26 protein-coding genes are annotated in these 25103 nt (G+C 42.8%); 20 read left to right on the forward strand and 6 right to left on the reverse strand.

Annotated elements, in window-relative coordinates:
- Positions 1-3: 3 nt before the first annotated feature.
- The gene (locus C9J48_RS22960; RefSeq protein ID WP_006233479.1) at positions 4-525 is read left to right on the forward strand and encodes an AAA family ATPase; all 522 of its coding nucleotides are present in this window, start codon (positions 4-6) and stop codon (positions 523-525) included.
- Positions 526-545: 20 nt separating this feature from the next.
- On the opposite strand, the gene C9J48_RS22965 is transcribed toward C9J48_RS22960, so the two are convergent.
- Positions 546-1187 (reverse strand): DUF2959 domain-containing protein, encoded by a 642-nt coding sequence (locus C9J48_RS22965; protein WP_006233478.1) that lies wholly within the window; start codon positions 1185-1187, stop codon positions 546-548.
- A 103-nt stretch (positions 1188-1290) separates the two neighbouring features.
- Between C9J48_RS22965 and C9J48_RS22970 the strand changes: the two genes are divergently transcribed.
- The 3 genes from C9J48_RS22970 to C9J48_RS22980 all read left to right on the forward strand — a co-directional run bounded on the left by C9J48_RS22970 (position 1291) and on the right by C9J48_RS22980 (position 3689).
- On the forward strand, positions 1291-2250 hold the full coding sequence (locus tag C9J48_RS22970) for a virulence factor BrkB family protein (RefSeq protein ID WP_036804297.1): 960 nt from the start codon (positions 1291-1293) through the stop codon (positions 2248-2250).
- On the forward strand, positions 2251-2688 hold the full coding sequence (gene dtd, locus C9J48_RS22975) for a D-aminoacyl-tRNA deacylase (protein ID WP_006233476.1): 438 nt from the start codon (positions 2251-2253) through the stop codon (positions 2686-2688).
- Positions 2689-2768: 80 nt separating this feature from the next.
- Entirely contained in the window at positions 2769-3689 is a 921-nt protein-coding gene (locus tag C9J48_RS22980; protein WP_006233475.1) for a bifunctional GNAT family N-acetyltransferase/hotdog fold thioesterase, read from the forward strand.
- On the opposite strand, the gene C9J48_RS22985 is transcribed toward C9J48_RS22980, so the two are convergent.
- The 4 genes from C9J48_RS22985 to hslR all read right to left on the reverse strand — a co-directional run bounded on the left by C9J48_RS22985 (position 3644) and on the right by hslR (position 9171).
- Complete coding sequence (locus C9J48_RS22985; RefSeq protein ID WP_006233474.1) at positions 3644-5623, reverse strand: AsmA family protein; 1980 nt, start codon at positions 5621-5623, stop codon at positions 3644-3646. The two genes, C9J48_RS22980 and C9J48_RS22985, sit on opposite strands and share 46 nt — an antisense overlap.
- Positions 5624-5820: 197 nt before the next feature.
- Positions 5821-7452 (reverse strand): phosphoenolpyruvate carboxykinase (ATP), encoded by a 1632-nt coding sequence (pckA, locus tag C9J48_RS22990; protein WP_006233473.1) that lies wholly within the window; start codon positions 7450-7452, stop codon positions 5821-5823.
- 320 nt (positions 7453-7772) lie between these two features.
- Positions 7773-8651, reverse strand: a complete 879-nt coding sequence (hslO, locus tag C9J48_RS22995; protein WP_006233472.1) for an Hsp33 family molecular chaperone HslO — start codon at positions 8649-8651, stop codon at positions 7773-7775.
- A gap of 109 nt (positions 8652-8760) precedes the next feature.
- On the reverse strand, positions 8761-9171 hold the full coding sequence (gene hslR, locus C9J48_RS23000) for a ribosome-associated heat shock protein Hsp15 (protein WP_006233471.1): 411 nt from the start codon (positions 9169-9171) through the stop codon (positions 8761-8763).
- A 259-nt stretch (positions 9172-9430) separates the two neighbouring features.
- Between hslR and gspC the strand changes: the two genes are divergently transcribed.
- From gspC to cysQ, 14 genes are all read left to right on the forward strand, one after another.
- A complete protein-coding gene (gspC, locus tag C9J48_RS23005; RefSeq protein WP_006233470.1) occupies positions 9431-10327 on the forward strand; it encodes a type II secretion system protein GspC in 897 nt (298 codons plus the stop codon).
- 42 nt (positions 10328-10369) lie between these two features.
- Entirely contained in the window at positions 10370-12382 is a 2013-nt protein-coding gene (gene gspD / locus C9J48_RS23010; RefSeq protein WP_006233469.1) for a type II secretion system secretin GspD, read from the forward strand.
- A 14-nt stretch (positions 12383-12396) separates the two neighbouring features.
- On the forward strand, positions 12397-13881 hold the full coding sequence (gene gspE / locus C9J48_RS23015) for a type II secretion system ATPase GspE (RefSeq protein WP_086004196.1): 1485 nt from the start codon (positions 12397-12399) through the stop codon (positions 13879-13881).
- The gene (gene gspF / locus C9J48_RS23020) at positions 13881-15113 is read left to right on the forward strand and encodes a type II secretion system inner membrane protein GspF (RefSeq protein ID WP_006233467.1); all 1233 of its coding nucleotides are present in this window, start codon (positions 13881-13883) and stop codon (positions 15111-15113) included. The genes gspE and gspF overlap by 1 nt, the downstream gene beginning before the upstream one ends.
- Positions 15114-15135: 22 nt before the next feature.
- Complete coding sequence (gspG, locus tag C9J48_RS23025) at positions 15136-15570, forward strand: type II secretion system major pseudopilin GspG (protein WP_006233466.1); 435 nt, start codon at positions 15136-15138, stop codon at positions 15568-15570.
- 17 nt (positions 15571-15587) lie between these two features.
- The gene (gspH, locus tag C9J48_RS23030) at positions 15588-16169 is read left to right on the forward strand and encodes a type II secretion system minor pseudopilin GspH (protein ID WP_006233465.1); all 582 of its coding nucleotides are present in this window, start codon (positions 15588-15590) and stop codon (positions 16167-16169) included.
- Positions 16166-16525 (forward strand): type II secretion system minor pseudopilin GspI, encoded by a 360-nt coding sequence (gene gspI / locus C9J48_RS23035; RefSeq protein ID WP_006233464.1) that lies wholly within the window; start codon positions 16166-16168, stop codon positions 16523-16525. Before gspH ends, gspI begins: the two co-directional genes overlap by 4 nt.
- Complete coding sequence (gene gspJ, locus C9J48_RS23040; RefSeq protein ID WP_006233463.1) at positions 16512-17183, forward strand: type II secretion system minor pseudopilin GspJ; 672 nt, start codon at positions 16512-16514, stop codon at positions 17181-17183. Before gspI ends, gspJ begins: the two co-directional genes overlap by 14 nt.
- Positions 17184-17215: 32 nt before the next feature.
- On the forward strand, positions 17216-18223 hold the full coding sequence (gene gspK / locus C9J48_RS23045) for a type II secretion system minor pseudopilin GspK (protein WP_036804342.1): 1008 nt from the start codon (positions 17216-17218) through the stop codon (positions 18221-18223).
- Positions 18192-19505, forward strand: a complete 1314-nt coding sequence (gene gspL / locus C9J48_RS23050; RefSeq protein WP_006233461.1) for a type II secretion system protein GspL — start codon at positions 18192-18194, stop codon at positions 19503-19505. The genes gspK and gspL overlap by 32 nt, the downstream gene beginning before the upstream one ends.
- Positions 19502-19978, forward strand: a complete 477-nt coding sequence (locus C9J48_RS23055) for a type II secretion system protein M (protein WP_006233460.1) — start codon at positions 19502-19504, stop codon at positions 19976-19978. Before gspL ends, C9J48_RS23055 begins: the two co-directional genes overlap by 4 nt.
- Positions 19979-19980: 2 nt before the next feature.
- Positions 19981-20739: a type II secretion system protein N gene (locus C9J48_RS23060; RefSeq protein WP_006233459.1), complete on the forward strand. Its 759-nt coding sequence runs from the start codon at positions 19981-19983 to the stop codon at positions 20737-20739.
- Between the two features lie 93 nt (positions 20740-20832).
- Positions 20833-21384, forward strand: a complete 552-nt coding sequence (nudE, locus tag C9J48_RS23065; protein ID WP_006233458.1) for an ADP compounds hydrolase NudE — start codon at positions 20833-20835, stop codon at positions 21382-21384.
- Positions 21385-21393: 9 nt separating this feature from the next.
- The gene (gene cysQ / locus C9J48_RS23070; protein ID WP_006233457.1) at positions 21394-22224 is read left to right on the forward strand and encodes a 3'(2'),5'-bisphosphate nucleotidase CysQ; all 831 of its coding nucleotides are present in this window, start codon (positions 21394-21396) and stop codon (positions 22222-22224) included.
- Between the two features lie 83 nt (positions 22225-22307).
- Here cysQ and sthA read toward each other — a convergent pair whose 3' ends face one another.
- Positions 22308-23717, reverse strand: coding sequence for a Si-specific NAD(P)(+) transhydrogenase (sthA, locus tag C9J48_RS23075; protein WP_006233456.1), 1410 nt, complete (start codon positions 23715-23717; stop codon positions 22308-22310).
- Positions 23718-24056: 339 nt separating this feature from the next.
- Here sthA and fabR point away from each other — a divergent pair, with 339 nt between their 5' ends.
- Together fabR and C9J48_RS23085 are read left to right on the forward strand one after the other, a co-directional pair.
- Positions 24057-24689 carry an HTH-type transcriptional repressor FabR gene (gene fabR, locus C9J48_RS23080; protein WP_006233454.1) on the forward strand — a complete coding sequence of 211 codons (633 nt, stop codon included), beginning with the start codon at positions 24057-24059 and terminating at the stop codon, positions 24687-24689.
- 23 nt (positions 24690-24712) lie between these two features.
- Positions 24713-25087: a YijD family membrane protein gene (locus tag C9J48_RS23085; RefSeq protein ID WP_006233453.1), complete on the forward strand. Its 375-nt coding sequence runs from the start codon at positions 24713-24715 to the stop codon at positions 25085-25087.
- The last annotated feature ends 16 nt before the right edge of the window (positions 25088-25103 follow it).

The raw sequence follows: 25103 nt of genomic DNA on the forward strand, positions 1-25103 counted from the left end.
AACATGCAGCCAATCATTATTACTGGTGGACCAGGTGCCGGTAAAACGACGTTACTGAAGGCATTAAGCTGTAAAGGGTATTTAACGTTTCCTGAAGTGTCTCGTACCTTAATTCAACAACAAGCAAATTTAGAGGACGGTGTATTACCGTGGACCAATCTTCCCGCTTTTGCTGAGCTTTGTTTAGGGATGATGAATGAGCAGCGTCGATTAGCTCAGAAAGGGACAATGCCAGCGTTTGTTGATCGTGCGATTCCTGATATTTGTGCTTATCTAACGGTGGGCGGAGAAACGGTAAGCCAGCATTACCTTGATGCTGCTGCTGGTTATGCTTCTCGGGTGTTTTTTTGTGCGCCTCATGAAGCGATCTATCAAGAAGATGATGAGCGCCCTCATAGTTTTATTGAAGCTCAAGCGATTCATGATCAACTGGTAATGACGTATGAGGCGCTTAACTATGAGGTGATGCAAGTGCCATGGGGAAATATAGAAGAGCGAGCCTGTTGGATTTTGGCTCGCTTATAATGGTAGGCTGAGCTAAAGCATTACGCTTTTTTCAGATGAGAGATAAAGCGTTCAGACTCATCAATAGCGATTTGCATATCATTGATAGCACGTTGTATGTCTTTTTGTAGGGAGGTAAATTCACCCTGCAGCGAACCGATGGCTGCCGCATTCAAATTGTGCTTTAAGTACAGCGTATTATCTCGCAATGTATTGAGCACTGGCGTCATTTTGCTTTCAGCTTTGTGCATGGCGGTTAACATCTTTTTGTAGGATGTTTGGGTGGCACGTAGCTTTTTTTCACTATCGCGCTTCAATGTTGTGCTGGTATAAAGTGAAAGCTCGTTTTCCCACTCATCAAATAATGCATCGGCAACGTCTTCGATAGCAGCAATGCGTTCACTGACTTTGTCGGCCGCATCAGAACTGGCTTCATATTGATCGTTAATGTCGTTATAGGCTGTTTCTAAATCACCGCCATCGAATTGGTTTAAAGCTTTTAGTGCATCTAGTGCGCTGGTGAATTGCTCTTGAGCATCTTGTTGTGCTTTATTTGTATCTTCGACTCGGTCGACCATAATATCGCGTTTATGTACGCCGACTTTTTCCATCGCTGAATAATAAGCGCTTTGACACCCTGATAGTAGCGTGATACTTAGCAGAATGGTGAGTAAATAGGGCATCGTAAATTCCTTATTGATGTATGGTATCTGAATCGTACGCTTTCCTTTCGTAGCGATAAATTCGTATTAGAATTAAAATAGTATAAAAATTAATTAGATGAATATGGCTGAGAATAAGATAACTGGCAAGGTACATTTTCTCCAATGTCTAAAACAGACTTTTGCATATTTAACCTACCTTAATCGGCGAGTTAAACATGATCGTTTAACTATTGCAGCTGGTTCGATGGCGTATGTGACGTTACTGTCATTAGTTCCCATGATTACTGTTGTTCTTTCTGCGTTGTCTGCTTTTCCTGTGTTCGCGGGGTTGGGGGAGTTACTGCAAAATTTTGTGATTGAAAATTTTGTACCAGCCGCTGGTGAAGTCGTAAAAACGTATTTGAATGAGTTTGTCGCGAATGCCGGAAAGATGACTGCAGTTGGGGTTGGAGCATTATTTGTGGTGGCGATGATGTTAATGTCTTCCATCGATCAGGCATTAAATTACATTTGGCGAGTGCATGAAAAGCGTCGACCTGTGATTTCATTTTCTATTTATTGGATGGTGCTGACGTTAGGCCCTATCCTTGTGGGTTCAAGTATTGCGGTGAGCTCTTATTTAGGTTCATTAAATTTGCTTAATAGCGAAGCAGTGAATGGTCTTTTTCAACAAACATTACGCGCTTTACCTGTCATTATGTCGAGCTGTGCTTTCTTAGGCTTATATCTGCTGGTACCCAACTTAAAGGTGAAGTTCAGCCATGCATTATTCGGGGCATTGGTTGCGAGTATATTATTTGAGTTGAGTAAAAAAGGGTTTGCACTTTATATTTCAAATTTCCCGTCTTATCAGGTGATATACGGCGCATTGGCTGTGATCCCTATTTTATTTGTTTGGGTCTATTTGTGCTGGTGTATTGTGTTACTTGGTGCAGAAATCACAGCAAGTCTTGGTGAGCGAAAGCAGTGGCAACTGTCTTCTTGTGAGCCAATTATATCTAAAGACCGCGATGTAAAAGTTATGGTAAAAAATGAGCAAGAAAAAAGCTCAGAAGCTAAAAATAATGAAGGAATAAAGTGAATGATTGCGTTAATTCAACGAGTAAGTGAAGCCAGTGTAACGGTTGATGGCCAAGTGACTGGAACGATTGGTAAAGGCTTGCTGGTTCTGCTTGGGGTCGAAAAAGAAGATGATGAATCAAAAACGAAACGTCTGCGTGATAAAGTTTTAGGCTATCGTGTATTTGAAGACGATGCGGGAAAAATGAATTTAAATGTTCAGCAAGCGGGTGGCAGTGTCCTGGTTGTTTCACAGTTTACGTTAGCGGCAGACACGAAAAGTGGTATGCGGCCAAGTTTTTCTGTTGGGGCTGCACCTGCTGATGCGGAACGCTTGTATGATTATTTTGTCGAATGTTGTAAGGATAAAGATATCCAGACTGAAACGGGTGTTTTTGCAGCCGATATGAAAGTGGCTTTATTAAACGATGGACCTGTGACGTTTTGGCTGCAGGTGTAGTGTAAGCCACTGGTTATATAGATAACTAGAATCGCAATGGATAGACGATTAATTAGCGGAAACGCCAGAGAGAGGGATGCATGTTTCGACTGATCACACCAAAAACGGCCGACGAATTAGCACGTTATTATGATTTTCGCTGGCGAATGTTGCGTGAAGCATGGCGTATGCCAGTGGGATCTGAGCGGGATGCCTACGATGAACTAAGTGCGCACCGTATGATCGTGACAGATAACGGCGAAACCATTGCCATTGGTCGGCTGTATATGACACCAGACAATGATGGTCAGGTTCGTTTTATGGCTGTACACCCTAATTATCGTCACAAAGGAATGGGAGCCATCGTGCTTATGGCGCTGGAATCGCTGGCGCGCCAAGATGGTGCAAAACGGTTAGTGTGTAATGCCCGAGAAGATGCGATTCCTTTTTATCTGAAAAATGCTTTTACTAGCCAAGGCGAGTTGAGTGATGAGCGTGGTCCGGTACGTCACCAGCAAATGCTAAAACACCTCGACCCATTAACCGATGTTGTCCGTCATCCTGAATGGTGTCAAGAACTGCAAGAATTATGGCAATACCAGATTCCAATCAGTGACAAGATGGGGGTCAAGATAAGTCAATACACGGGGTATCGTTTTGAAGTAAGCGCATTAATTAATGCGAATCTGAATCCGAGTGAGTTTATGTTTGCAGGTAGTATTTTTACTATGGCAACGTTAGCGGGCTGGGGATTTATTTGGATGCTGATAAAAGAACGTAAGCTAGAAGCTGATATTGTATTGGTTGATAGTCATATTCGTTACGTGTCTCCGGTGAAAGAGCGGCCACGTGCCGTTGTGTCAATCGAAACCCTCAGTGGTGACTTTGATCGCCTTGCCAAAGGGCGTAAGGGGCGAGTGATTGTTGAAGTGAATGTTTACAGTGGCGAGACGTTAGCTTCTACGTTTACTGGCACTTATATGTTATTTCCTTTACAAGCTGATGCTGATAGCAGCTGCTGATCAGTACCCCAAACTCGTGTGAGCTGCTGGCAACCTTGTTTTGCTTTCAGCTCTATTGTTTGTTTAGTTGTATCTGCTAAATCCCATCTCCCTTTTAAATTGGCTTCTAGCCCTTTGCTTCTTAACTCTATTTTGTTGATTGCCATACGTCCTCTATCTGCAGAAATAGATAACGGTGATAAAGACAGTGAAAGCGAATCAACGTTTTGGCTCTGATTGCTCGTCGGTTGAGGCTGTTGTGAAGTACCCCAGTATTGAAGCAATTGTTGCGGGGTTAGTTTACTGAGCTGTAGCTGCCTAAAGGTCGCGCTTAAATCACCTGTAAAGCTATAAGCAAGGCTTGTTTGGTGCTGGGCTAAGCCTGTTCCATTAAAGGTGATATCCATAGCACCAGTAACGGGAAAAGGTATCGCTAACCATTGGGATAGAGTTGTCGCTGGTATGTTGTCACCTTGTAGTGATAGCTTCCAAGGTTGACCTGAACGATTTAAATCTACATTACCAGACGTTTCTAGTAATCCATCTTTAAAAGGCAGGATTAACTGCTTTAATTGCCAATTACCGGCCTGACTATTCATTGTGATATACGGCCCTATCATACTGATTTTATTGACGCTTGCCGCTCCTGAATTTGCGGTTAACGTACCTTGCCATAATCCAACTTGTCCATGTCTTTTCAGGATTAGGTCTTCCCCGTTAATGTTTAAGCCTGCGATTTGAAAAGGGTTTGCTGGATTGGTGTCCGTCAGCTGGGCATAGCCAACATCTAATTGAGTAACGCTGATATCAGAATACAGTGAATTCAGTGTGCGTAAATGTGTTGGCCAATTGTTGGGTAATACCCATTTAATTCCATTTACCGTTACTTGATTAAGCGCCAATACATCAGGGGTTAATGCGCCATTAAATTGAACATACCCTTCGAGAACTTTTGTTGATAGCCCATTTACTGTTATTTGTTGCGGTGAAAAGGTGCTGTTAACAATTGGTTCTTCAAAGACAGTATTTAACCATTGAATACTGCTGGCATTTAGAGAAACCAGCGCTTCATGTTGTTGCCAATGAGTGGCAGGCCACTGCCAATTTTGTACCGAAAGATTAATGTTATTGAGCGTGTAATTAGGCATCTCTATATTACTTTCAAGTACATCAAGGCGTTTAATGTCGATGGTGAGAGCGGAGGCTTTCACTTGATCAATATAAGAGCGAAATAGGGTGAGTTGGGCTTGGTCTTGTAATTGCAAGCCAGTGACCGTTAATTGGTGCAATGTGAGTAAATTAGTTTGCGTTGCCGATTGCTTATATTCAGCTTGGCCACTAAAGGTGGCGTGCTGCCATTCAAAGGATAAACCGTAGATCTTCCAGTTTTGATCTTGGTAATCACCATCAATTAAAACGTCTTTTAATGTTGTACCTTGCCATTGCATATTGGGTGTAGATAGTTGAAAGTCACCACTGAATATTCCCCATGATTGCGAACGACTCTGCCAATTATCGATCTGTAGACGGGCTTGTTCGATGCTGATTTCAGGGGTATGCAGTGTCAGGTTATTTAGGGCTAAACGTTGAACATGTAAATCGGGTAGCGTAGCTAAATTGAGGGGTTGATTTAGCGTGATGGTATCAATCAAAATACTGTCAAAAGACCAGCCAGTATTCAGTAACTTGGTGGGGGTTAGCCACAATTGAATGTTATTGGCGGATAGCAAAGGCTGTCGTTGATACATTATTTGTGGTTGTTCGAGCTGTATATGCCAAGGATCACTGATGTGGTAGCTGATATTTGCTGCTTTCAGGTGGTAATTTGTCGTAGCATCAATGGTATTGATGACGAGTCTGGTGGCATATTGGGTGTGCAGTAATGTAAGGATGATCGTGATGCTAAGCAGCATCAAAATGATAAGGGTACCGAATATTTTTCCCACTACACGCATATAGCCTCCAAAGGTCTTCCTTCAGATTGGCGTAAAAAGTGTAGAGCTGCAAGCGGATGTTTTTGATTTTATTTATCAGTTAGTCAATTTTGCGTTGCGGCTAAATGCTGGTTGATATTGTTGCTAGTTCGCAATGAACAAAAAAAAGCCCTTTTTTTCGGGAAGGGCTTTTAGTCAATCAGTCGTAAAAGGGATGATTAATCGAGCTGTGGACCAGCAGCAACCAGTTCAGCACCTTCTGTTGTATCGGTGTACTTTTCAAAGTTATTGATGAAGCGATTCGCTAGATCTTGTGCTTTGCTTTCCCACTGTAGCGGGTCAGTATACGTATCACGTGGGTCTAGAATTTCAGGGTTAACACCTGGTAGCGATGTCGGTACTTCAAGATTAAAAATTGGCATCTCTTTTGTTTCTGCATTATCGATAGAACCATCTAGGATTGCATCGATGATAGCGCGAGTATCTTGAATTGAAATTCGTTTGCCTGTGCCATTCCAACCAGTGTTAACAAGGTAAGCTTCTGCACCAGCTGCTTCCATACGCTTAACCAGTACTTCTGCATACTGTGTAGGGTGAAGTGTTAGGAATGCATTACCAAAACATGCAGAGAACGTTGGCGTTGGTTCTGTAATACCGCGTTCAGTACCGGCTAGTTTCGCAGTGAAACCAGATAGGAAGTGGTATTTAGTTTGTTCTGGCGTTAATTTTGATACCGGAGGAAGCACACCAAATGCATCAGCAGACAAGAAGATAACCTTGTTTGCATGGCCACCTTTAGACACTGGTTTAACAATGTTTTCAATGTGGTAGATTGGGTAAGACACTCGGGTGTTTTCTGTTTTCGAGTTGTCGTCGAAATCAATAGCGCCGTCAGCACGAACTGTTACGTTTTCTAGCAATGCATCACGGCGGATAGCATTGTAGATATCAGGTTCTGCTTCTTTTGAAAGATTAATGGTTTTTGCGTAGCAACCGCCTTCAAAGTTGAATACGCCGTTGTCATCCCAACCGTGCTCATCATCACCGATAAGCGCACGTTTAGGGTCAGTTGATAACGTTGTTTTACCTGTACCAGAAAGGCCAAAGAATACTGCTACATCACCGTTTTCGCCCATATTCGCTGAACAGTGCATTGACGCTATCTCTTTAAGCGGAAGGAAGTAGTTCATCATTGCGAACATACCTTTCTTCATCTCACCGCCGTACCAAGTACCACCGATAAGCTGCATTTTTTCTGTTAGGTTGAAGACCGTGAAGTTTTCAGAGTTCAGACCTTGCTCTTCCCACTTCTCATTGGTGCACTTCGCGCCGTTCATTACCACAAAATCAGGTTTAAAGCTTGCTAGCTCTTCTTCTGTTGGGCGAATAAACATGTTTTTCACGAAGTGGGCTTGCCATGCAACTTCCGTAATAACACGGATACATAGGCGAGTATCCGGGTTTGCGCCACAGTAGCCATCTACTACAAACAGACGCTTGCCAGATAGTTGCTTAGTGACTAATACTTTTAACTCATTCCAGACTTTTTGATCAATCGCTTTATTGTCGTTCTTGCCTTGGTCTGCCCACCATAGGGTATCGCGGGTAGTGTCATCTTTAACGATGAACTTATCTTTAGGCGAACGACCTGTAAAAATACCCGTATCAACAGATACAGCACCAAGCTCAGTAACGATACCTTTTTCGTATCCTTCTAGGCCTGGCTTAGTCTCTTCTTCGAATAAAACTTCGAATGATGGGTTACGAATAATATCCGTAACATTATTGATACCGTATTCAGACAGATCCACGTTTTTTGCAACCTTTTTTTCGACGTTCATAACAGTCATAGGTGCTCCTGGGTAAGATGTAGTTTAACTGTTGACCATGCTAACAACCCTAAAGGGGTAATTCAGGGAGATCCATCAAAAAATAACCACTAAAATGTTAATGGTAAGTAAAAATTCCAAATCGCAAGGGCGGTTAAGTTTACAATGATGTGAAACGTTTGCGCTAGAGGTTGAAATTAATATTTCTCTTGAAAAAAGCAGGGGAAAAGGTGTGCAAGAAGATGTAATAGAGGAGTGAAAGTGTGCTTCAGTTAAAAAAATAGCCGAATTACATTCGGCTATTCTTCTGATTTATCAATGTTTTTGCGAGATGATAATTATCAGTGTACCTGATCGCTATCATTCTTCGCGGCATTCTCGTGAAGTGCTGCTACATCAATGCTATCAAAGTCATAACTGGTACCACAGTAGTCACAATGCAGTGAGATTTTCCCTTCATCTGCGATGATTTTTTCTACTTCAATACGTTCAATTGAACAGATTGCTGATGCGCTACGTTCGCGTGAACAACCACAGTGAAATTCGACAAGTTGAGGGTCAAATAATTTCACCTCTTCTTGGTGATAAAGGCGGTAAAGTACATCTTGCGCATCTAAACTAAACAGCTCTTCGTTTTTTACTGTTTCTGTTAATTGTTCAAGGTGTTCAAAATCACCCTCTTGGCCTTGACCATCAGGTAGTATTTGCAGCAGCATTCCTGCCGCTTTTGCATTACCTTCAAATTCACCCGTACGTAAAATGATACGTGTTTTTAGTTGCTCTGAATTTGCGAAGTAACCTTCAAGTGATTCAGCAAGAGTATCCCCTTCTAAACCAACCACACCTTGGTAACGCTCGCCTTTCGTTGGCGTGATAGTAATAACGAGGTGGCCTTTACCAATAACATCGTGAATTGTTCCGTCTGTAGGTACTTCACCTTCCCAACGAGCAACACCACGCATTTTCTGCTCATGATCGCCATTGATAACAGCAAGGCGAACAGGACCATCACCTTGAAGTTGGACAGTGATAGAACCTTCAAATTTTAATGTGGCAGTTAACAGGCTTGTTGCCACCAGCAATTCGCCTAATAATTTTTGTACCGGCGCAGGGTATTCCTTACTAGCAATGATTTGCTGATAAGTGTTGCCCAGTTGTACGAGCTCACCACGTACAGATACACCTTCAAATAGGTAACGGTACAGATTATCGTTTGTCATTAGCGTGTATTCTCCAGCCGGTAAAATAGTTAGAACAATGCATTTAGGATTTTATTCAGACGATTTCATTCATCTTATGAAACTTTTTCTGTAATTGAGACCTAATAGATTACTCATTGATGTTCTTGAATTTAATGATATCGCGTCGTTGCTTTTTATCTGGGCGTTTTTCAGGGCTAGGACTACCAAAAGCATTTAACTTACGCATTTCAGCATTCTGATTTCGTAGCTTGAGGCTTTCAGTGGTTTCCTCGTATAAGGTTTGTGCTTCAGGGGCACCACGACGAACGGTTGATAATTTCTCAATCGTAATGGTTTTCTCTTCGTTGCCCTGCCTTACGCGAACTTCTGCACCCACTTCAACGATTTTGCTTGGTTTAGAGCGTTGACCGTTGTAATGCACTTTTCCGCCATCGATCATGTTACGAGCGATTGAGCGTGTTTTGTAAAACCGTGCAGCCCATAACCATTTATCAAGACGCACTTGAAGAGTGTCTGAGTTTGATGATTGATGACTCACAACGAGCTCCTTACCCTAAAAAGGGCGCTAAAAGTAGCATATTAAGTTTAGTAAATGGAGATATTGACGGGATATTTCAATGTTAAATAGACAATTAATTCTCTGCTACAGTTAGACTATTGATCGTTATTACTTTTTTTTCGTGATCTCGGTGGATATATTTCATGATTTTATTGGCGCAGCTCTGCCTTAATGCGAACTGAACAGGTATCCTGTCAGGTCTGCCTTATGTACAGCTTTTAGTGAAATGGACTTAAGAATGGTTGCAACAAAGTGGTTAGAAACGCTTTATACAAAGCGCCCATTGTCAGCGAAAACATTAACACAAATAACGACATGGTTATTAATCGTGATGTTGGCATGGATATTAGGACGATTGTTATGGTCATTCATTCAACCTGTAGACAATCTAGCACCTTGGCAAATGAAAGTAGCTTCAGTGTCTGGAGGGAATACATCAGCATTTCAAGTTTCTGATGTGCTAGCAATGAACTTATTTGGTCAATATCAACAAAATGCCCCTGTCATTAAACAACAACCCGTTAAGCAAGATGCGCCACAGACCAGTTTGAATTTAACGTTAGTGGGTGTAGTTGCGAGTAATCGCGCTGAAACGACATTAGCGGTAATCACTAACCGCGGTAAGCAAAATACCTATGGTTTAAATGAAGCGATTGATGGTACCCGTGCAACATTACAGGCTGTGTATGTTGATCGCGTTATTATTCGAAATAGCGGTCGTGATGAAACATTGATGTTGGATGGTGTTAAGTTTGGTCAATCACAACCTCAGCAGCCAGCTAGAAGCAAATCGAAACCGGTTGAAACGGCAAAGGCTGCACCTTCATCAGAGTTAGATCAAATTAAAAAGGACATTCTAGAGAAGCCCCAAAACCTCTTTACCTATATTCGCCTGTCTCAGGTGAAAAGGGATAATGAGCTGGTGGGGTATCGTGTTAATCCCGGTAAAGATAGGGTGTTATTTGATGCTGTTGGTCTAAAGGCTAATGATTTAGCGGTTAGTTTAAATGGTAGTGATTTAACAGACCCTACGGTAATGGCAAAATTATGGACCGAGTTATCTGAAGCTACTGACTTTACATTAACCGTAGAGCGAGAAGGCCAATTACACGATATTTATATTGAATTGCAATAGTGGTTCAACAGCGAAACACGCGATTAAGCGCAGGAGTTTTTTGTGAAAAAATGGATGAGTAAAAGCGCCCTGTTTTTAGCAGGTAGTTTGCTATGTAGCTCAGTGATGGCCAGTGAATTTAGTGCCAGTTTTAAAGGAACTGATATTCAAGAGTTCATTAATATTGTAGGGCGAAATCTACAAAAAACGATCATTGTCGATCCTGCAGTACGTGGGCAAGTCAATGTGCGTAGTTATGACCTTCTAAATGACGAACAATATTATCAATTCTTTTTAAATGTTTTAGAAGTGTATGGTTTTGCTGTTGTTGAAATGGATAACGGCGTACTTAAAGTAATTCGTGATAAAGACGCGAAGACATCTGCAATCCCAGTCGTTGATGGTAAAGATAAAGTCTCTGGTGATGAAGTCGTCACCCGTGTGATTGCGGTGCGTAATGTGTCGGTGCGTGAGCTTTCTCCGTTGTTGCGTCAGTTAAATGATAATGCGGGGGCTGGTAACGTGGTGCATTACGACCCTGCAAATATCATTATGATTACGGGGCGTGCCGCGGTGGTGAACCGTTTGGCTGAAATCATTGAACGGGTCGACCGTGCTGGTGATAAAGAAGTGGATGTTGTTGAGTTGCGTAATGCTTCGGCAGCAGAAATGGTACGCATCGTCGATGCATTAAATAAAAGTGCAGACGCCAAATCAACACCTGGGTTTTTACAGCCTAAAGTGGTTGCTGATGAGCGTACTAATGCCGTGTTGTTATCGGGTGATCCTCAAGTCAGAAAGCGTCTACGTAAGTTGATTAATCAGCTGGATAAAGAGATGGCAACCTCGGGTAATAATCGGGTTATCTACCTGAAGTATGCTAATGCCGAAGATATGGTTGATGTGCTCAAAGGTGTGTCAGATAACCTCCAGGCTGAAAAGCAAGGCGCAAGTAAAAAACCTGTTGGAAGCAGTAAAGGGGAGGTGATGATCTCTGCCCATACCGGAACAAATTCCCTTATCGTGACCGCACCGCCAGATATTATGCGTGCGTTAGAAAGCATTATTGCTCAGTTAGATATTCGTCGTGCGCAGGTACTGATTGAAGCCATGATTGTTGAATTATCTGAAGGTGATGGTATTAACTTCGGGGTGCAGTATGGTTCAGAAGATGGTGGCGTTATTCAATTTGGTAACTCGGGTGTACCCATTTCCCAATACGCAATTGGTTTGCAAGAAGCGCAAGATGTACCAGGATCTACAGTAACTGACGTTAACGGTAATGTGACGGTTAATGAACCAACTCAAGGTGATTTCTCTACGTTAGCAAGTGTGCTTGGCGGCGTTAACGGTGCAGCAATGGGTATCGTGCTAGGTGACTGGACGATGTTGGTGAATGCTGTCGCCACAGACAGTAATTCGAACATCCTGTCATCACCAAGTATTACGGTGATGGATAACGGTGAAGCATCGTTTATTGTCGGTGAAGAAGTGCCAGTGGTAACCGGTTCGACTTCAAGTTCAAGCAATGATAATCCCTTCCAAACGGTGGAACGTAAAGAAGTCGGTATCAAGCTAAATGTCACCCCGCAAATTAATGAAGGTGACTCTGTTCAGCTTAAAATTGAGCAAGAAGTGTCAAGTGTATTAGGTGCAAGTGGTGCCGTGGATGTGCGTTTTGCCAAGCGTCAAATTAATACCTCGGTGCTGGTTCAAGATGGACAGATGATTGCTTTAGGCGGTTTGATCAGCGAAGAAACCAAAGAGAGTGAATCCAAGGTTCCTATCTTAGGGGATATTCCATTCTTGGGCTTCTTGTTTAAATCGACCAATACGACCACAGCAAAAACGAACTTGATGGTATTCATTAAGCCAACCATTATTCGCGATGGTGTGACTGCTGATGGCCTTACTCAGCGTAAATATAACTACATTCGTGCAGAGCAATTGTATAAAGCCGACCAAGGCTTAAACTTAATGCCAAATACAAAAACACCCGTATTGCCTAAGTTTGGTGAGAATATTGAACTACCGCCAGAAGTCCGTGCCTTTGTTGCGCAGCTGGAGAATCAGTAATGGATATCGGTAGCATGGAAGACACGGCAATATCGTTGTTCCGTCTGCCATTTTCATTTGCGAAGCGTCACAGTGTTGTGCTTGAAGCCAGTGAAAGTGGTTGGACGTTATCCTATAGCGGACAACTTTCTGCGGTTGTCTTAGCGGAAGTTCGGCGTGTTGTTGGAAGTGGCTTTACGCCAATAGAATTGACCAGTAAAGAGTTTGAATTAAAACTCACTGAAGCGTATCAGCGTGGTTCTTCTGAAGCACGGCAGTTAATGGAAGATTTAGGTGCCGATGATGATTTTTTCTCGCTTGCCGAAGATTTACCTGAGACCGAAGACTTATTGGAATCGGAAGATGACGCACCAATCATTAAATTGATTAATGCCATGTTAGCAGAAGCGATCAAAGAAGCTGCGTCAGATATCCATATTGAAACCTTTGAGAAAGCATTATCAATTCGTTTCCGTGTTGATGGTGTATTACGTGAAGTGCTACAACCTAGTCGCAAGTTGGCACCGTTGTTGGTTTCACGTATTAAGGTAATGGCACGCCTTGATATTGCAGAAAAACGGGTGCCTCAAGATGGTCGTATTTCACTACGAATTGGTGGTCGTGCGGTAGATGTCCGTGTATCGACAATGCCATCATCGCATGGTGAGCGTGTTGTATTACGTTTGCTTGATAAAAATGCGACCCGACTTGATCTACATAGTTTGGGTATGACGGCAGAGAACCATAAAACTTTCCGTCATATTATCCAGCGTCCACACGGTATTATTCTTGTAACTGGTCCGACTGGTTCGGGTAAGTCCACCACCTTGTATGCCGGTTTACAGGAGCTGAATAGTCAAGAAAGTAATATTCTTACCGTTGAAGATCCGATTGAATTTGATATCGATGGAATAGGGCAAACACAGGTTAATACCAAAGTTGATATGACGTTTGCTCGTGGTTTGAGGGCTATCTTACGTCAGGATCCAGATGTCGTTATGATAGGTGAAATCCGAGATTTAGAAACGGCCTCGATTGCTGTTCAAGCATCTCTCACCGGTCACATGGTGTTATCAACCTTACACACTAATACTGCGATTGGTGCGATTACTCGATTACGTGATATGGGCATCGAGCCTTTCTTGGTTTCATCGTCATTGTTAGGGGTGTTGGCTCAGCGTTTAGTCCGTACTTTATGTGTACAGTGCCGAGAGCCTTATGAGGCGAATCCCGAGCAGAAGAAACTCTTTAATATCAGTCCTGATGAGCCATTAACGTTATATCATGCTGTAGGTTGTGAACACTGTAATAACAAAGGCTATCGTGGTCGTACTGGCATCCATGAGCTGTTATTGATTGATGATAACGTTCAAGAGCTTATCCACTCTGAAGCGGGTGAGCAGTCGATTGAAAAAGTTATTCGAGAGTATACGCCAAGTATTCGAGATGACGGTTTAGCCAAAGTTAAACGCGGTATCACGACACTTGAAGAAGTGATGCGTGTCACCAAGGAGGGCTAATGGCTGCATTTGAATATAAGGCGTTAGACGCAAAAGGTCGTCAGAAAAAAGGCGTGCTTGAAGGCGATCATGCTCGCCAGGTTAGACAGCAGCTACGCGAAAAAGGATTGATGCCGGTTGAAGTTGTGCAAACAGAAACGCGTAGTTCAGCCCAAAAAGTGGGAACGAGTAGTACTAAATTTCAATTTCGCCGTGGGATCAGTACCAATGAATTATCGCTTGTCACACGCCAACTAGCCACACTGGTTCAAGCGGGTATGCCTCTTGAAGAATGTTTAAAAGCGGTTGGTGAACAAAACGAAAAACCACGATTGCGTAATATGCTATTAGCCGTACGTTCTCGGGTTGTTGAAGGGTATACCTTGTCAGACAGTATGGCGGAATATCCTCATATTTTTGATCAGCTCTTTCGTGCCATGGTGGCTGCCGGTGAGAAGTCGGGTCACTTAGATACCGTCTTAAACCGTTTGGCTGATTACACTGAAAATCGTCAAAAAATGCGTAGCAAGCTTCAGCAAGCAATGATTTATCCGACCATGCTAACGTTGGTGGCGGTTGCCGTTGTCGCATTTTTGCTGGCAACAGTTGTGCCTAAAATTGTTGATCAGTTTGTCCAGATGGGGCAAAAGCTGCCAACCATTACCGAAGTATTATTAGCAGCCAGTAACTTTGTTCAAAATTGGGGCATCGTTGTGGTTATTGTGATTATTTCGATTATTGTGTTGATCAAAAGTGCATTAAAAAAACCTGTATTTAGATTGAAGTGGGATCGCTGGGTATTGCACATTCCAGTGATCGGTAAGGTTGCTCGTGGTCTGAACACGTCTCGCTTTGCGCGTACTCTTTCGATATGTACATCGAGTGCAATTCCACTGCTTGATGGGATGAAAGTCGCTTCAGATGTAATGACCAATACGTGGGTAAATAAGCAGATTATTGCAGCTTCAGATAAAGTACGTGAAGGTGCAAGCCTGCGTATTTCGCTTGAACAAACCAAATTATTTCCGCCTATGATGTTGCACATGATAGCCAGTGGTGAACGAAGCGGTGAGTTGGAGCAAATGTTGACCCGTGCTGCAGATAACCAAGATCGTGATTTTGAATCTTTGGTGAATATGGCGCTGGGTGTTTTTGAACCATTATTGATTGTCGCGATGGCTGGCATTGTTATGTTTATTGTCATCGCTACGTTAATGCCAATTATCGAATTGAATAATATGGTTGGTATGTAGTTTTTCCCTTGGAGGTTTTTTCATGCAACGTAAACAACGCGGCTTCACGCTGTTAGAGGTTATGGTCGTTATCGTTATTCTTGGTGTATTAGCCAGTTTAGTGGTACCGAACCTATTAGGTAATAAAGAGAAAGCGGATCAACAAAAAGCCGTTACCGATATCAGTGCATTAGAGCAATCGTTAGACATGTATAAGTTGGATAACAGTGTTTATCCAACGACCGATCAAGGTCTAGAGGCATTAGTCTCTATGCCTTCGTCATCGCCAGAGCCACGTAACTATCGTGATGGCGGCTACATTCGTCGTTTACCTAAAGATCCTTGGGGTTACGATTACCAATACGTGATGCCGGGTGAGCATGGTCCTATTGATATCTTTAGCTTAGGTGCTGATGGTCAAGAGGGCGGTGAAGGTAATAATACTGATATTGGCAACTGGAACATGTTGGACTTTTAAGTCTAGCGTTTGATTATATGAAGAAACGTGTAGCGGGTTTTACCTTAATTGAAATGATGCTGGTATTGGTACTTTTGGCAACCAGTGCTGTCGCTGTCATTATTTCATTACCAGAAAGCAAAGAAGATAAGGTAAAAGACGAAGCTGCACGTTTTCATCAACTCGTTCAACTATTGGGCGAAGATGCATTACTTAATGGCGTTGATTACGGTATTCGGATTGAGCGCCATCGTTATCAGTTTCTTGAGCTAACCCGTAATGATTGGCAACCCATCAAAGAATCGAAGTTTTTTACCGAGGTTGATGTCGGCGAAGACATTAATTTAAGGGTCGAGATCGGAGGTTATTCATGGCAAGACAAAGATCGCCTGTTTAAGCCTGGTTCATTATTTGATGAAGACATGTTTGCTGAACAAACTGATAAAAATAAAATTAAACCACCGCAGGTTGTTGTGATGGCAAGCGGTGAGTACACACCCTTTACGTTAGATTTTGAGGTTGATGGGCAAAATCAATTTTGGCACGTACAAGCTGATGAACTCGGACAGCTATTCCTGCTTCATCCCGGTGAAGAGTTAGATGTTGAGAAAAAACGATGAAGCACAATCGTGGAATGACGTTATTAGAAGTGCTGGTTGCTCTAGCGATATTTGCTATCGCAGCGCTAAGTGTGATGAAAGCAGTCAGTCAGCATTTGAATACCTTAGGGTATTTAGAGCAAAAAACTTTTGCCATTATGGTGGCTGATAATACGCTTGCCAAGGTACGCCTTTCGGGAGAGATCCCCACAACTGAAAAGCGTGGCAAATCGGAACTCGCAGGTCAAGAGTGGTATTGGTCGGTAAAGAGTACAAAAACGGCTGATGGGTATTTACGTGCTGTTGATGTCACGGTTGCCACAGATTCAGAACGAAAGAAATCCGTTGTATCGGTAAGAACCTATGTTGCGAATTAATCATCCTTGCTCTTCTCACGACTCACACTCTTCGCAGCAAGGTTTTACGTTGTTAGAGGTGTTGGTCGCCATTGCTGTTTTTGCAATGTTGAGTCTATCGGCTTACCAAGTACTGAGTAATGTTCAACTAAGCAATCAACAATCGATAGAGCACAATGATCGCTTACAGTCGATTCAACGTGCTGTTGTCATGATGGATAACGATTTCCGTCAGATAGTGGCGCGTAGAGTTCGTACACAAGGCGAAAAGCCTAGTGATAAGTTGTTGTTGGCTAGTGAATATCTATTGGGGTCATCGAGTCAGGGAATAACATTTACGCGTGCAGGCTGGCAAAACCCTCAGCAGATGTTTCCCCGAGGTGAAAATGTACGCGTTGGCTACCGCATTATTGACGATACATTAGAGCGAGTATGGTTCCGTTATCCTGATACGGTAGTTGGCACAGAGCCTTTAGTCAGAGAGATGCTGGCGGATGTAACCGACTTGTCGTTTCGCTTTTACAGTGATAATAAATGGACGGAAGAATGGTCGAAAGATGCCGTTTTACCAGAAGGTATTATGGTAAAAATGACGTTGGTTGACTTTGGTGATATTGAACGTGTGTATATGCTGCCAATATCTGCCTTGAGTGCTGAAAGTAATGAGGATCCAGCTTAATGAATCATTTGAGCCGCATCACAGCACCGAGAATGATGAAGTCGCAACAAGGTGTGGCATTAATCGTTGTATTATTACTGTTAGCGCTGATGACATTACTCGCAGCACAAATGACAGAGCGGCTACATCACAATTTTTACCGTGTAGAAAACCAAGTACTTAATCAGCAAGCCTATTGGTATGCCCAAGGAATGGAAGAGCTTGCCAAAGTTGCGATTCAGCAAAGTACCGATGATAGTGACACCATTAATTTGAATCAGGCATGGGCAACAGAAGGGCAGCGTTATCCTTTAGAAGGAGGCGAAGCCGTCGGTAACATTCTCGATCGTCAGGCATGTTTTAACCTTAATGCGCTGAAGAATGTCACGCCAGAAGCCGACGCAAACCAAAAGCCTTTTTTAGTCGCATATTTGCAAGCGTTACTGGAAGAAGTGGGTGTTGATAGCTATAACGCAGAGATGATTGCAGATTCTAGTTGGGAATATATTGATACTGATGACGTTGTTCAATCTGCTTATGGTGCAGAAGACAGCACGTACGAAGGTTTTAGCCCGCCTTATTTACCGCCCAATGATTGGATAGCGGATGTCAGTGAGTTTCGAGCAATAAACGGTGTGACGGCACCGATTTATGAAAAGGTAAAACACTTGCTATGCGCCTTACCGAGTGACGATATGGTTTTGAATGTTAATACATTAAAGCAAAGACAAGCGGCATTATTGGCTGCGTTATACAGCCCTGCATTGTCGTTGTCAGATGCAGAACGCATTATTTCTGGGCGTCGTTTTGATGGCTGGGATAGTGTTGATGACTTTACAACTGAACCAGCTATTGCATCGATTAGTGGTGATATTAAAGACAAAGCGAAAACGCACCTTGGTGTAAGCAGCAACTATTTTCAAATGGATACAGAAGTACTGGTTGATCGAGCCAGAATACGGTTAGTGGCATTACTTAAACGTGATGAGAAAGAGGTGACGGTTGTACGTCGCCGTTATGGAGGGATCAGTGAGCGAATTTCTGACAATAAGGCTAAGTAGCCGGCCTGCACAGCCGGTGCAATGGCTGGTCTGGTCGCCACAGCAAAAAGAAGTGATTGCGTCGGGTCAATTAGCCGATATGGCGCAATTAAGCGAACTTGCAGAGTATGCAGTACAGCGTCCAGTTATCGCCTTGGCACCAACAAGTGAACTATTACTCACCGACGTTGCGATTCCTGCTGGTAGTGGGCGTCAACTTACGGCGGTATTACCTTATCTATTAGAAGAGGAATTGGCACAAGATGTCGATTCTCTTCATGTACATTTGCTTAATCGCGAAGGAGACATTGCTAGTGTTGCCATCGTGGAACATAAGCTCATTCAACAGTGGTTAGAAGCATTATCTGATGCAGGTATTGAAGTCACTAAGCTGGTTCCAGATTGCTTATGTTTACCGTTATTCAATGATGGTTATAGTGCCGTTGAATTGGGGCAACAATGGTTAGTGCGTCAATCAGAAGCGCAAGGTATTTGTGCTGAGCCATCATGGCTTGGTAGTTGGCTATTGGCGCAGAAAGCCCCAATAGTACTCTCTACAGATACAGATACAGATACAGATACAGATACAGATACAGATACAGATACAGATACAGATACCTCGAATGTTGAACCCATCAATACAGAGTTGCAGCAATCGACAAATGTAATAATACATAATTACAGCCCTGCTCCCATCGGTATGCCTGGTATCTGGAAATCAGAAGCCCCTGAATTAGTGATGCAGCTATTGGCTGATGGTGCTGCTAACAATAAAACCAATCTGTTATCTGGTCCCTATAAAATTCAATCAGCATGGCGAAAACACCTTAAACCTTGGCGAAAAGTGGCTATTGCAGCTGGGCTGGTATTAACCACGGTTATTATTGAACACGTAATTTCTGTTCAAAGAATGGAGCAGCAGGCGCAAGTTTATCGTGCTGAAAGTGAACGTATATTTCGTGAGGTTTTACCTGAATTTAAACGCATACCGTCTCAAAGTTATCTGAAAAACCAGATGAACAATGCCGTCAGCCGGTTGGGAGGCGCTGGGAGCGATAAGGGGGTATTACCTTGGTTAGTCCAATTAAAACCCGTATTAAGCAAAGTGCCTCAAATGACAATTCAAAATGTAAAATACGATGAAAATCGTGGCGAATTACGTCTTCAAGCAAGTTCTACAGAGTTTCAGCATTTTGAGCAAATTCGCACACTTCTAGCTGAACAGTTTATCGTAGAGCAAGGTCAATTGAATAAAGATGGCGAGCGGGTTAATGGTACTGTCGTACTAAGGAGGAAATCATGAAAGCATGGTGGAAAGCCTTAAGCCAGCGAGAGCAACGTTTAGTCTTAGGTGGCTCAGCCGCGTTAATATTGGCGATAGTCTATTGGGGTATATGGCAACCTTTAGCCAATCGTGCTGAATTGGCTCAGAATCGCATTCAATCTGAGCGTCAGCTATTGAGTTGGGTTGAAGATAAAGCGAATCAGATAGCCAGTTTGAAAGGCGCATCTGGCAATAGTGTGGCAGTGAGCAATAAAGGGCTTAATCAAGTCATCAATGAAACGACAAGCCGTTTTCGTATTGAGCTAATTCGGATGCAGCCTCGCAATGAGTCGGTCCAAGTATGGGTTAAACCTGTACCGTTCAATACTCTTGTTAATTGGCTGGCATTTTTACATGAAGAATATGGTATTGAAGCTCAATTCCTGGATGTTTCAAGAACAAAAAGTAACGGCATGGTCGAAGTGAACCGTTTACAGCTTGGCCGAGGGTAACAGTGAAGTTTAAATTAGCAGTTGGCGCCTCTTTTGGGGTGGTATTAATCGGTAGTCTTGTTGCTCACATTCCTGCAGCTTGGCTTTTGCAACAAGCCCCTGTCGTTAAAGGGTTAACTATTTCAGGTGTTAGTGGTACGCCTTGGCAAGGAAGTGCATCTCAGGTGCAGTGGCAAAACCAACGTTTTGGACGTATACAATGGAACATGAAATTAGGTGCGTTATTGTCTGGTGAAGCGGCATTTAACGTTCGTTTTGGTAAAGGTAGTGATTTGGGATTTGATGGACGAGGCGTTGTCGGTTATCGCACATCAGGTCCTTTTAGTGAAAACTTATTGGTTTCAGTTCCAGCTAAAAATGTACTGAAATATGCCCGTGCTCCTATTCCAGCGACTGTTACGGGAAACCTTGAACTGACATTGCGAGATTACCGCTATCAAGCGCCGTACTGTGATGTTTTAGATGGCTCACTTGCTTGGACTGCTGGCAATGTAAGCTCTCCCCTTGGAACGATTAATCCTGGCCCTGTGATTGCAGATCTTAGCTGTGAACAAGGGGAATTAGTGGCAAAAATCGATCAATCTTCAGCGGATGTATCAAGTAATTGGAAAGCGTCTTTAGATAAAACTTATAACTATCGTCTTGATGGCTGGTTTAAACCTGGGGCCGAATTTCCACCTCAACTTGGTCAACAGTTAAAATGGTTAGGTACGCCAGATACGAAAGGGCAGTATAAAATCAACTATAAAGGTCGTATCTAGATACCGTTTTTTTAGCGGAACGATTTTAAGTTTACTTTCAGTCAATAGGTAGGTTAACTTTAATTGAATGAAAGCGTGATACAGGAATATGGCATGGCTGCTGATAAGAATAAACCTGAAATACTATCAACAGAGATTGTGGCACAATCTCGACTATTTAAGATTGAATCGCTAGATCTTCGTTTCTCAAATGGCGTAGAACGAACCTATGAACGAATGATGCCAAGTGGTCGTCATGCTGTTTTGATCGTACCCGTTACCGCTGATGGTGATTTATTACTTATTCGCGAATACTCTGCCGGTACCGATAACTACGAGCTAGGGTTTCCTAAAGGGTTAATCGACGCGGGCGAAAGCGCCGAGCAAGCGGCGAATCGTGAGTTGAAAGAAGAAATCGGCTTCGGGTCTAATTTGCTACAACCATTGAAAGAAGTGATATTAGCTCCCTCGTATTTTTCTAGCCGTATGACGCTTTTCCTTGCTCAAGATTTATACCCTGAACAATTAGAAGGTGATGAGCCTGAACCGTTAGAGATTGTTCGTTGGCCCGTTAGCCAAGGGGAAGAGTTGATCAATCATCTCGACTTTGCTGAAGCAAGAAGTATTACCGCCCTTTTTCTCGCATTAAAACAACTCTCACAATAGGAGTGGGTTATGGAATTATCTCACCTTATTCCCTCGGTGGTCGATATCGCTCGCGCATCTGGGCAAGTTATTTTAGATATTTACCAACGTGGTCAGTTTGAAAAACACATCAAAGAAGATAATACGCCAGTAACGAGTGCTGACTTCGCGGCTCATAAATTAGTGATTGAGCGACTCACTGAACTCACCCCTAATATTCCAGTGCTGTCTGAAGAAGATGCAAGTGTACCGTTTAAAGAGCGTAGTAAATGGGATCGCTATTGGTTGGTTGACCCGTTGGATGGTACGCAAGAGTTTATTGCTGGCAGTGGTGATTTTGCGACAATTATTGCTTTGGTTGAAGGTAATAAGCCGATTATGGGTGTAGTGTATGCGCCCGTTTCTGGGGTTGTGTATTATGCATATAGTGGGAAAGGGGCATGGAAAATCACGCCTGAAGGGGAAACCGTTCGTATTTCGACGCATAAGCATGAATTGCCGACTCAATCGATAGCTGTTGCAATTAGTCGCCGCCAAGATATCAGTGCGATTACTAATCGTTTGGATCCAGCATTAAACTATGAATTGGTACCACTTGGTTCAGCGGCATTAAAAGCCTGCCTGGTCGCTGAAGGGGCTGTCGATTGTTATTTACGCCTTGGTCCGACTGGTGAGTGGGATACTGCTGCAACGCAATGTATTGTTGAAGAGGCTGGTGGACGAATATTGAATACGCATCTTAATCCGCTGTCTTATAATGAGCGTGATACATTGGAAAACCCGAATTTTATTACACTCGGTGACGAGTCTTTGCCATGGGCAAATATTCTGACACCAGATAATCGCTTGATTGATACCTAATAAGTGTTCGCAAATTTTAATCAAATAAAAACGGAGCCAAATGGCTCCGTTTTTATTGTGTGATCTGTCTTTTTAAACCCGCTTTAAAATAAGCGATTTAAACCATTCAATGCCGCGACGCGATAAGCTTCTGCCATTGTTGGATAGTTGAAGGTGGTATTGACGAAATAATCGATCGTATTACCTTCCCCTTTTTGTTCCATGATCGCTTGACCGATATGAATGATCTCAGCGGCACGCTCACCAAAGCAATGGATCCCTAAGATCTCTTTAGTTTCTCGATGAAAGAGGAGCTTCAAGCTTCCCACTTCCGTTCCTGCAATTTGAGCACGAGCAAGATGTTTAAACTGAGAGCGACCAACCTCATAAGGTACTTTGTCTGCCGTTAGCTGCTGTTCTGTTTTACCGACAGAACTGATCTCAGGAATGGTATAGATGCCCGTAGGAATATGATCAATCAAACTGCCTTGTGCTTCACCCGTTGTAATCGCTTGTGCGACAAAGCGACCTTGATCATAAGCGGCGCTTGCAAGGCTTGGGTAGCCGATAACATCTCCAACAGCGTACACATGCTCCACATCGGTACAGTAATTTTGGTTAACGACAAGTTGGCCACGAGAATCGGGTGTTAAGCCGACCTTGTTTAAATTGAGCTTGTCGGTATTGCCTGTACGTCCATTGGCATATAACAAGCAATCTGCACGCATTTTCTTGCCTGATTCTAAATGTAGGATAACGCTGTCATCAGTGCCTTCTATTTTCTCAAATGTTTCACCGTTTCGTATCATTGCACCACTATTCCACAGGTGGTAAGACAGTGAGTCAGAAATCTCGTTATCCAAAAACTCTAATAAACGATGACGAGTATTGATGAGATCGACTTTTACGCCTAACCCTCTAAAAATAGACGCATATTCGCTACCGATAACTCCTGCACCATAAATAATGATATGGCGAGGGTCGTGCTCTAGCTGCAGAATCGAATCACTATCATAGATACGAGAATGATCAAAGTTGACGCCTTCAGGATGATAAGGACGAGAACCTGTTGCGATCACAAATTTATCGGCACTATACAAATCGGTGCTGTTATCGGCATTTTTTACTCGAACGGTATGGGCATCAATAAAGCTGGCTTCGCCAAAAATAAGACTACATTTATTTCGATCATAAAAGCCTTGGCGCATTCGAGTTTGTTTATTCACAACATCTTGAGCGTGACCTAAAATTTGGCTAAAGGTACTGTGTAGGCTGGAATTGTTTTTGCAATAGAGAGGGTTTTGATTGTATTCAATAATACGGCTGACAGCATGTCGGAGTGCTTTAGATGGAATGGTTCCCCAGTGAGTACATCCTCCTCCTACGCTATCTTCTCTCTCGATAACCGCGACATTTAATCCGGCTTTAGTTAGCCCCATTGCAGCCCCTTCTCCACCAGGGCCGCTGCCAATAATAATGGCATCAAAGTGAGTGGGCTTTTTATTTTTTGTCATTATCAGGCCTTCATTATCATCTGTGCAACATTGGCATAGCGATAGTTTAACTTTTTATGGCGTGTGGTAGAATCGGCGGTAGTCGATAGGTAGGTAATGATCACGTTGTTCTAACGAAATATGATGAAAATGTGCATTTCGCTACTTTAAAATGGTGATTATTGTTCTAATTATCGCGTGATGAATTTGTGATGAAACATTAAAACTCATAATTACTGCTTTGATTCAGCGCTCATCAGGATTTAGTATGTTCAGATGCAGGTGTAATTGCCATTCACGCTGAAGTGATAGATAAAACAGCGTATAGTTGGAACAAAGTCATAGAGAAGCTATAGGTTCATGGGGATTAGGGCTCAACAAAAAGAAAAAACGCGCCGATCACTTATCGATGCTGCGTTTAGCCAGTTAAGTGCAGACCGTAGTTTTTCCAGCCTCAGCCTACGTGAGGTAGCTAGAGAAGCCGGTATTGCCCCTACGTCTTTTTATCGTCATTTTAAAGATATGGATGAGCTTGGTTTAACCATGGTTGATGAAGGCGGTCTAATCCTTCGTCAATTAATGAGACAAGCTAGACAACGTATTGCCGAAGAAGGCAGTGTAATTCGTACATCTGTCGAAACATTTATGGAATTTATTGAAAGTAGTCCAAATGTATTTAGATTACTTTTACGTGAACGCTCGGGAACATCCACCGCGTTTCGTGCTGCGGTTGCTCGTGAAATTCAACACTTTGTTGCTGAACTAACTGAGTACCTTGAGGCAAAAACAGGTGTGACGAATGAAGAAGCCTATATTCAGGCAGAAGCATCGGTCACCTTGGTATTTAGCTCTGGTGCAGATGCGCTAGATCTTGATCCTCAGGCTCGTGAAGAGCATGAAGAAAAACTGATTATGCAATTAAGAACAATTGCAAAAGGTGCCTATTGGTACCGTAAAGAGCGTGAGCGTCGTGAGCTCAGGCATAAACTATAACCTTATTTCTGTTGGTGAAAGATATGGAAAAAGAGCAAGTTAAAGCTGAACGTAAAACATTGGTGCTATCGCTACTCGCGGGCTTATGCGGTAATGCAACGTTGGCTGTATTGACATCTAGCTATGTCACGTTTTCGATTTTCCCTGTAATTGCATTCGGTATGGCATTGTACTGCCTATATCAAGAGTACTTAAGCAAGCCCATGACTGAAGGTACTCCTGCGATCGCGTTTTCATGCTTCCTTGTTGGTGCATTCGGGTATTCCGCATTCTTACGTGCACAATTACCAGAGATGGGTTCAAACTTTTTACCTCTTATGATTTCTTTAGGTTTACTGTTCTGGGTCGCTTATAAGATGGGTATTATGAAGAATCCTGCAAAACCAGCTAAAGCTTAAGCCGGAAAAGCAGAAA

The sequence above is a fragment of the Photobacterium profundum genome (genome assembly GCF_003026285.1).
GTDB classification, from domain to species: domain Bacteria; phylum Pseudomonadota; class Gammaproteobacteria; order Enterobacterales; family Vibrionaceae; genus Photobacterium; species Photobacterium profundum.